The sequence below is a fragment of the Pseudomonas sp. Z3-6 genome, assembly GCF_051131985.1.
GTDB lineage: Bacteria > Pseudomonadota > Gammaproteobacteria > Pseudomonadales > Pseudomonadaceae > Aquipseudomonas > Aquipseudomonas zanjanensis.
In genome coordinates, this window is record NZ_CP071644.1 from 6,832,995 (window position 1) to 6,842,500 (window position 9,506).

General features: G+C 59.2%; 4 protein-coding genes and 3 rRNA genes (1 of these 7 only partly in view). All 7 read right to left on the bottom strand.

Features of this window, described 5'->3' with window-relative positions; translation table 11 throughout:
• Position 1: 1 nt before the first annotated feature.
• Complete coding sequence (gene pgaB / locus J3P88_RS29475; RefSeq protein WP_186710845.1) at positions 2-1,999, bottom strand: poly-beta-1,6-N-acetyl-D-glucosamine N-deacetylase PgaB; 1,998 nt, start codon at positions 1,997-1,999, stop codon at positions 2-4.
• 12 nt (positions 2,000-2,011) lie between these two features.
• A complete protein-coding gene (gene pgaA / locus J3P88_RS29480; protein WP_434573203.1) occupies positions 2,012-4,492 on the bottom strand; it encodes a poly-beta-1,6 N-acetyl-D-glucosamine export porin PgaA in 2,481 nt (826 codons plus the stop codon).
• 244 nt (positions 4,493-4,736) lie between these two features.
• Positions 4,737-6,242 (bottom strand): YdgA family protein, encoded by a 1,506-nt coding sequence (locus J3P88_RS29485; RefSeq protein ID WP_250965505.1) that lies wholly within the window; start codon positions 6,240-6,242, stop codon positions 4,737-4,739.
• A gap of 156 nt (positions 6,243-6,398) precedes the next feature.
• Positions 6,399-7,034 (bottom strand): NADH:ubiquinone oxidoreductase subunit N, encoded by a 636-nt coding sequence (locus J3P88_RS29490; RefSeq protein ID WP_434573205.1) that lies wholly within the window; start codon positions 7,032-7,034, stop codon positions 6,399-6,401.
• 177 nt (positions 7,035-7,211) lie between these two features.
• Positions 7,212-7,327, bottom strand: a 5S ribosomal RNA gene (gene rrf / locus J3P88_RS29495).
• Between the two features lie 106 nt (positions 7,328-7,433).
• A 5S ribosomal RNA gene (gene rrf, locus J3P88_RS29500) occupies positions 7,434-7,549 on the bottom strand.
• Between the two features lie 157 nt (positions 7,550-7,706).
• Positions 7,707-9,506 (bottom strand): 23S ribosomal RNA (locus tag J3P88_RS29505) (it continues 1,092 nt past the right edge of the window).

Genomic DNA, 9,506 nt, shown 5'->3' on the forward strand with positions numbered 1-9,506 from the left:
GTCAAGGATTCCACTTGTTGGAGAGCGCCGGCCGCACGGTTTTCACCGCCGGCTGGTCTTCGATGAAGTTGTCCGGGTAGTAGCCGAAACTGGTCACGCCTTTGCGCTTGAGACGTCCCATCCAGTCGGCCAGTTGTTTGCCGTCGATGTCGCTGGCCGGCTTGCTATGCCAGTCACGGGCCTGCAATTCGAACACCGTGCGCTTGAGCGCGCCGGGACGAGCCTTGACGGTGTCCACCAGGCGCTCGAGCCAGGGGCCGGATTGTTCGGGGGTCTGCTTTTCCATCAGTGGCATGGCCATCGGTGCCGTCCAGTCGTAGGCGCCGAGGAAGTCGTCGAGGTTTTGGGCGAACCAGGCTTCGCTTTCCGGATTGAGCATCGGTTCGGCAAAGATGTTGCGCGCCGTCAGGATCTGCGGGCCGCGAATCGCCCGCACCTTGGCGGTCAGCTCATGGGTGAAGTCGATCAGGTAGCGGCTCTTGAAGCGGGTCCAGCGCTGCATCGCCGCAGGATCGTCCCGCAGGGCGGCGATGGACGTCGGCAAGCCGTGGGCGGCATAGACTTTCAGGGCCGCGGGGCTGGCATCCTCGAAATCGGAGAACACCGCGTCGTCATGGTACAGAACGCCATCCAACGAACTCATCCGCGCCAGGTCCTGGTAAATTTCGCCGATGATCTGGCGCACCTTCGGATCAAATGGCGACAGGCGCACGTATTGGTCCGGGGCGACGCCGATCTTGCCGGTTTCCGGGTCCCAGCGCTGGACCCGTGGCAGTTTCGCGTCCAGGGCGAAACTGAGCACCGGCATCCAGGCATAAACGTTGGCATTGGCCCGGGTACGCAACTGCCAGGCAACCCGGTCAAACAGGTCAGCGCGTACCGGCAGGTGACGGTTGGGGAAGTACAACGAATGCACGAGGCCGTCGCCTTTCGGATCGGCGAAGGCTTGGAGAAATACGGTATTGGCGCCCAGGTCGGAAATGCGCTGGACGAGCTTGCCGACGTTGGCTTCCTGCTGCACCGGGTCCGCGTCATAGACGTAATCCAGGTCGACATGCACCACGCGCATCGGGTCCATCGTCTGCACGGACACGATGCTTTCGGCGAAATGAGCGCCATCGGGATCGGACGCCACCAGGAAGCGTGGGCCGCTCATCAGGTTATCCAGGCTGTCGAGGCCGTCCTCCAAGGTCAGGGCCATTTGATAACCCTCGCTGCCAATCACCTGCAACGCCGTGCCGTCGGCTTCACCGTAAGGCCAGACCCAGACGCGCGGGCTGTAGCCGGCGACCTTGCGGATCTTCTCGGATATGGCCGCCACGTCCTTGCGCAGGCGGGCCTGGAAATCGGCCTCGGTCTCATAACGACCGGTGGCAGGGTCGTACCGCCGGGTGGTCGCGGCGGGTTGCTGGTTACCTTGCGGGTTGGCGAGGATGCCCTTGTGATTGGCGTCGGTATGGGCGGCGATTTCCACCAGGCCCGATTTGGACACCTCGCGAATCTGCTCCCAGGTCAGGAACTCGGAACGCTTGCGCGGCACGCCGGCGAAATCCACCGTTTGGTTCAGCGGCGTATCCACCCAACTGCCGACCGGGGCGAGAATCGCCGGCCAGTTATAGGCACGCAGGATAGGCATGACACGGGTATAGAAGCTCGAGTAGCCGTCGTCGAAGCTGAGCAGCACCGCACGCGGCGGCAATTCCGGGCCACCATTGCGGGCGGTGATGATCTGATCCACCGTGACCGGCTGGTAGTTGTTTTCTCGCAGCCACGCCAGCTGTTCGATCAAGCGTTCGGTGCGCACGGCCACCAGTGCCTGGTCCGGGTCTCGGTCGTCGACATCGTGGTAGGCGATGCCGAGCACATGGTTCTTCGGCCACGGGGCGTCATTGGCCGCCAGCGGACGCTGCGAAGGTGGCGCGAAGGCCGGGGCTTGCTGGGCACAAGCGCTGATCAGCAAGGCCCCCAGCAGAAGGATGAATCGCGAAATGACAGGCATCTTCAAACTCTTCTAGAAGCGATAGGTGAGGTCGACAAGCAGGCGCAGATCGCTTTCACGATCGCCGTCGTAGGGGCGGTTGAGCCAGCTCAGCGCGGCACCGGCCTCCAGTACGTCGTTCCAGATGAAACGCTGACCGTAGCTGAGCAATCCCATGGCCCCAGTGCTGTAGTCGCGCTGGCTGTAGGTACCCGCGCCGGCCTGGAATTGCTGGCTCCACGTGGTTTCGTAGCGGCGGTGCAACACGTGGTTGGCGCTCACGGTCGGCATGACGCTGAAATCCGATTCCGGATTGAAATAAGGCACTTCGTTGGAGCCGCTGTTGCGGCTGGCGCCCACTTCCAGGCCCAGTTCCACCTGCAGGCGCGGCGCGCTGTAGATGCCCTCGCGACCCGTCAGCAGGGCTTCGAGGCGGTTGTTGCCGTCGCTGAAATTGGACGGGCTGACAGCCAGTCGCCACTCGCGGCTTTCATGGGCACGCCACCGAACGAAGCCGCTCCCGCCATTGGCGCGAATCCCGCTGTTGAGGGCCCGGAGCGGGGTATTGGCCGAGAGATAATCCAAACTGCCGCCGTACTGCCAGTGATCGTCGATGTCCCGAGCCACCGCCACGCGCGCACCCTGCTTGTCACCGGAACCATAAGAGTGATTGGACACCTCGGCCTCCAGCGTCATGTCGCGGGTGCGACGTTCCACACCCAGGCGCTGCCAACGGTGATGGCCGGTGCCTTCCTCGAAATCACCAGTGGCGTAGCCGGCACCGCCGAACAACCGCCAGTCTTCATCGATGGGTGGGCTGTAGAGCAGCGTTTCGATGCCGAAGTCCCGGCTGCCAGTGACTGCACCGGCGCCACCGCTACCACCGCCATAGCTCTTGCCGGTATAGGCCTCGATGCGCAGCTCGGCCATGTCGTGGACCTCACGCTGGCGTTGCAGGCGTTTGACGTGGGCATTTTCCGGGTAGCGGGCGACTACGTCGTCGGTCAGCGCATCCATCTGCCGCCATTCCTGCAAATCCATGGCAGCACGCGCCTGGGCGACTTCCAGATCACGGTTGCGCGGGATCGTCGCCTCGACTTCCTTGAGCAGGCTTTCCGAACGGCGCGGCCAGTCACGGGCCTGGTACAGATCGGCCTGGGCCAGGCGCATACCCGTGTTCCCGGGACCTTGATTAACCAAGGTTTCCAGGCGTGCTTCGGCAGAAGGCAGGTCGGCGCCGTAGGTGCCGGCCTGGGCAGCGAGTTGCTGGGCGTCCATCCATTCATCGTTGGGGTTACCGATCGGCAGGCCCTTGAGTTCGACGCGTGGACGCTGGGCTTTCGCCATGTCTTCGGCCAGGGCACGGGCCTCTTCGGATTTTTCACTTTCCAACAGCGCGTAGTAGAGCGCGGTGCTGTCTTCAAAGCGCTCCGCAGGATCGGCATCCGGCGCGATCAGGACCCGGCGGTACAGGTCGACGGCGATCTCCGGCTCCCGCTGCTCCAGATAGGAAGAAGCCACCCAGCGCAGGGCATAGGTAGGAATACTCACAGCCTCGGCGAGCAACTTTTGATATTCGGCAATCACTTCGGCCCGACGGGCACGGGCATTGAGGGCGCCCATGCGATCGATGCGCCAACGGAGCACGTCGTCTTTGGCTTCGGCTACCGGAGTCCAGGTGGCGAGCAACTTGTCGTAGTCGGCCAGGGCGCGGTCGGCAATGACGAAGCGCTCCTGTTCGCTGCGGCTGGCCATGTCCGCCAGGCGCACCCGTTCGGCCGCGACGTCACCCTCCAGGCGCCGCTGCACGCCACGGTCGATCAACCCCGGCTGCAGACGCGCCAGGCGCAGCGCCGGCTCCGGCAGCCGCGCGCGTTGCAGGGCGTAGATGTATTCGCGGGCCACCTCTGGGCTGTTGCCGGCGCGGGTGAATGCCTGGTCGTATTCAAACAGCGCTTCGTGGGGACTGTCGGCGCGGGTCAAGGCATAACCCAGGGCCAGCCGACGCATCGGATCTGTCGGCTTGGCAGCCACCAGGGCCTTGGCGCGCGTGACAGCTTCGTCGGGCCGGCCTGCATCGGCCTGGGTCAAGGCCAAGCCGAGTTGCAAATCAGGATTCTGAGGGTCGATCACCAAGGCCTGGCGGTACAGCTCGGCCGCCGAATCCCAGCGCTTGAGGTTGCGATAGGCTCGCGCCGTTGCAGTCAACGCCTGGACGGGCAGCGTTCGATAACGGCCCTGGGCCTCATAGACTTTCACCACCTCGGCGTCGAGACCGGCCCAACTGGCGATTTGCAGGTGGTCACTGATCTGCGCGGCGCTGGCCTGGTCGGCCGGCACCTGGCGCAACGCGGTCAGCGCAGGCGTGTAATGGCCCGCACGGGCATCGAGCACCATCTGGTCATAGGCGGTATCGGCAAACGCCAGCATCGGCCAGCACAATTGGCTGCACAGCGCGACACGAAACAACGGGCGCAAACCACGTTGAATAAAAGGACCCACAGTACGCGGCATTCGTCAGCATCCTTACATGGCCAGCCGGGTCGCAGTGCCCCCTTGCCCATCAAACAGGAAGCCGGATCAAGGAATCCAGCCAAGCTCTAATGGGCTTAGTCTTGCACTCTCGGACGGGTCATATTCTGGAATGCCACAATTCTTCAGAATCGATACAGATTTCGGCGCAGGGCTGATCGGTGGCCATAAAAAAACCCGGCCCATGCGTCATGCACGGGCCGGGCTTGGGGTATTGCTCGAATGCTTACTGGAGGGCGACGCCACCACCCAGCTTGCTCATCACGAATGCCGTGAATTGCTCAACGGTCATTTTCTGGCCGTTGAAGTCGACCTGATTGTTGGCATAGTGCAGCTTGGTGACCACATCGTTGCCTTCAAGGGTCGCCAGCTGAGTACCCACTGCCATCGCACTGAACATGTCGCTGGTGGCGGTGGCCTGATCGGCGATCAGCTTGGCATCCGTCTGGCCTTCCATCTGTGCCTGCACGGTCATCAGGTCCACCAGCATCGGCTTGGAAACCTTGAGATTGAAATCCAGCAGGGCGAGCAACTGACGGCCCAATTCATCTGGTGGCAAGTCCATGGACTGCGGCTTGGCCAGATCAACGATCAGGCTGGCACGGCTTTCACCGTTGGCGGTGTTGAACGACAGGTTTTCCAAGGCCACTTGCGGAGCACCGGCCAGGAGTTTTTCCAGGTCGGCCTTGACCTGGGCTTCCTCGGCTTCGGTCAGGCTCAACTCTGGCGCTGGCTCACCGGCCGCAGCAGCCTCGGCAGCGGCTTTTTCGTACGGTTGCAGCTTGGTCTGGTAAATCTGCATCAGCGACATGGTGGCCGGGATGTCCAGGTTCTTCAGGCTGACCGCCATCTGCGCCGAACCAATGGTCTTGTCGTTGAACGACAACTCACCGATCTTGTAATCGGCACGCCCCGAAGCGCTGGTGCCGTTCTCGCTGCTGCTGTTCTTCATTTCGAAGTTCTTCAGGCCCAGCACTGACTTCGGCTCGCCAAAGGTGGCCTTGGTGCTGCTCATCAGCAGGGTGTTGTCACCCATGTAGTAACCGTAGGTGCTTTTGCTCAGGTTACTGGCCAATGTCAGGCCGTTCAGCTCGACCTGCACTGGTGTCTGGTCTTCGGCGACGGTGGTCAACTTGAAGCTGTCCATGTAGCCGTCAGCCTTGACCTTCTGTCCCTGGGCGCTGGCGGCCACGTCGATCTTCAGGCCGGAGAAGGTGAGCTGGGACTGCTCATCCAGCTTCGTCTCCAATGGCAGCAGCTCATAGGTGCCGTTGATGGACTCGTCGTAACCCAGGTTGACCACACCTTTGAGCGGGGACTGGTCCTTGGTGGCAGCGAACCACTTGTCTGTCAGTGGATTGCGCTCGAGAGCGGTGTGACTGGTGGCCATGACCGGCAGCCACTTGAGCGTAATCAAACGCGAGAATGGTAGTGGGCCGTGCTCGATCCGGTCGACGAAGAGCAGCTCGACCGACTCGCCGCCGAATATCTCGCCTTCGCCTTTGAGGCGGTAGTGGGCGGTGCTGCTGAATGTGCCACGGTCCATGGAAACCAGCTCCAGGGCGGCAGTGCTGTTGGATCCGGACAAGGCTGTCTGCATCTGCTTATTGCTATCGGCAATAGCATTTTTCAACACGCCTTCGAGTTTGGTTCCGGTGTACCAGGCGCCACCTGCGCTGATAGCTCCGACAGCCACAACGATTCCCAGAAGTACGCTTGCTGATTTATTCATGAGTGACCCGATCGATATCCATGGTTGAAGAAGCCGTCGTCTTCCCTGACCCGCGAAGGGTGTGGCTCGACGCCGTAAAGAGGAGGGGAGATTACCATCAGGCACCCTTGCGGGCCCAATGTTTATAGGGGCAAAAACGTTTTCTTGAGAGGTGGTCTACGAATATTGGACTTCGATCTCGTCGAGCTGATGATCGAAAGTCTTGAGCCGGGCCGTCCAAGTGTACACCAGCACTTCAAAATCGCGATTGATCACCGCCGCACCCGATGACTCTGCGCGTGAATCGCAAAAGTCCAGTTGATAGCGCTCCCTGGCCATGGCGCTAGCCACGTCACACAATTCACGGGCGTTGTTGAGCCAGTGCCAACCTTCTTGGGTGACTTGCTTGTCCAGGGCTGCGCATTGGGTTTTCAGGGCCTCCAGGCTTTTCTCCAGCGGGGTGCCGGTGAGCTCGCCCATGACTTCCTGGAAAGTGCGGCCTGGCTGCCAATAGCTGCCCCAGAAATAACGGTCAAACACCGTTTCGACACGGCGCAGCGCCACTTTGGTGTCCCAAATCAGCACCAGGGTCTTGCCTTGCTCGAGGTGTTTTTTCTTGATGCGTTGGCCCTGAAGCGATGCCCAGGCCACGATTGCAATGGATATCACGCCAATCAACGCCGCAGCGCTATCGAGGAACAAGAGCGCCTTGTCGATCTGGTGAGTGAGCATGACGCCATAGAAATAAGTGGCTGAAAGCAGCAGCAATGCCGCAGTCGCACACCAAAAGCCGGGAGCATAAGGGTTTTTCATTATTGGAATCCCCATGACCAGTGACCGTCGCGGGCTTTTGGGTCGCCAAAGCCCGACTACAACAGCATAGCAACGGCATTGGGGGTTTGCCGGGGCATCAGAGGCTCGATCCGATTACCGGCCCAAAAACGACAAAACCCCTGTCTGCATCAGCAGACAGGGGTCCTGGGAATTCAATCTTGACGATGACCTACTCTCACATGGGGAAACCCCACACTACCATCGGCGATGCATCGTTTCACTGCTGAGTTCGGGATGGGATCAGGTGGTTCCAATGCTCTATGGTCGTCAAGAAATTCGGTGTCCAACCCGTTCAACAGCAACGTGTCGGTAAAATCGATGACTCTTACTAAAACAAAACCCCTACCTGCATCAGCAGATAGGGGTTTCGGAATTTAATCTTGACGATGACCTACTCTCACATGGGGAAACCCCACACTACCATCGGCGATGCATCGTTTCACTGCTGAGTTCGGGATGGGATCAGGTGGTTCCAATGCTCTATGGTCGTCAAGAAATTCGGGTACCGAGTCGTGGCCTGATGGCCTCGCTTCAGCAAATTGGGTATGTGACAGCTTTCGGTGTTTTGTGAGATTCGAACTTTCGGTTCGTTTCGTCTTCACACACCGCAATCTGGCGCTCTTTCGAGTCAGCAAATTGCTTGGGTGTTATATGGTCAAGCCTCACGGGCAATTAGTACAGGTTAGCTCAACGCCTCACAGCGCTTACACACCCTGCCTATCAACGTCGTAGTCTTCGACGGCCCTTCAGGGGACTCAAGGTCCCAGTGAGATCTCATCTTGAGGCAAGTTTCCCGCTTAGATGCTTTCAGCGGTTATCTTTCCCGAACATAGCTACCCGGCAATGCCACTGGCGTGACAACCGGAACACCAGAGGTTCGTCCACTCCGGTCCTCTCGTACTAGGAGCAGCCCCTCTCAAATCTCAAACGTCCACGGCAGATAGGGACCGAACTGTCTCACGACGTTCTAAACCCAGCTCGCGTACCACTTTAAATGGCGAACAGCCATACCCTTGGGACCGGCTTCAGCCCCAGGATGTGATGAGCCGACATCGAGGTGCCAAACACCGCCGTCGATATGAACTCTTGGGCGGTATCAGCCTGTTATCCCCGGAGTACCTTTTATCCGTTGAGCGATGGCCCTTCCATACAGAACCACCGGATCACTAAGACCTACTTTCGTACCTGCTCGACGTGTCTGTCTCGCAGTCAAGCGCGCTTTTGCCTTTATACTCTACGACCGATTTCCGACCGGTCTGAGCGCACCTTCGTACTCCTCCGTTACTCTTTAGGAGGAGACCGCCCCAGTCAAACTACCCACCATACACTGTCCTCGATCCGGATAACGGACCTGAGTTAGAACCTCAAAGTTGCCAGGGTGGTATTTCAAGGATGGCTCCACGCAGACTGGCGTCCACGCTTCAAAGCCTCCCACCTATCCTACACAAGCAAATTCAAAGTCCAGTGCAAAGCTATAGTAAAGGTTCACGGGGTCTTTCCGTCTAGCCGCGGATACACTGCATCTTCACAGCGATTTCAATTTCACTGAGTCTCGGGTGGAGACAGCGCCGCCATCGTTACGCCATTCGTGCAGGTCGGAACTTACCCGACAAGGAATTTCGCTACCTTAGGACCGTTATAGTTACGGCCGCCGTTTACCGGGGCTTCGATCAAGAGCTTCGCGTTAGCTAACCCCATCAATTAACCTTCCGGCACCGGGCAGGCGTCACACCCTATACGTCCACTTTCGTGTTTGCAGAGTGCTGTGTTTTTAATAAACAGTCGCAGCGGCCTGGTATCTTCGACCGGCGTGGGCTTACGCAGCAAGTGCTTCACCCTCACCGGCGCACCTTCTCCCGAAGTTACGGTGCCATTTTGCCTAGTTCCTTCACCCGAGTTCTCTCAAGCGCCTTGGTATTCTCTACCCAACCACCTGTGTCGGTTTGGGGTACGGTTCCTGGTTACCTGAAGCTTAGAAGCTTTTCTTGGAAGCATGGCATCAACCACTTCGTCACCCAAAGGGTAACTCGTCATCAGCTCTCGGCCTTGGAATCCCGGATTTACCTAAGATTCCAGCCTACCACCTTAAACTTGGACAACCAACGCCAAGCTGGCCTAGCCTTCTCCGTCCCTCCATCGCAATAACCAGAAGTACAGGAATATTAACCTGTTTTCCATCGACTACGCTTTTCAGCCTCGCCTTAGGGACCGACTAACCCTGCGTCGATTAACGTTGCGCAGGAAACCTTGGTCTTTCGGCGTGGGTGTTTTTCACACCCATTGTCGTTACTCATGTCAGCATTCGCACTTCTGATACCTCCAGCAAGCTTCTCAACTCACCTTCACAGGCTTACAGAACGCTCCTCTACCGCATCACTTACGTGATACCCGTAGCTTCGGTGTATGGTTTGAGCCCCGTTACATCTTCCGCGCAGGCCGACTCGACTAGTG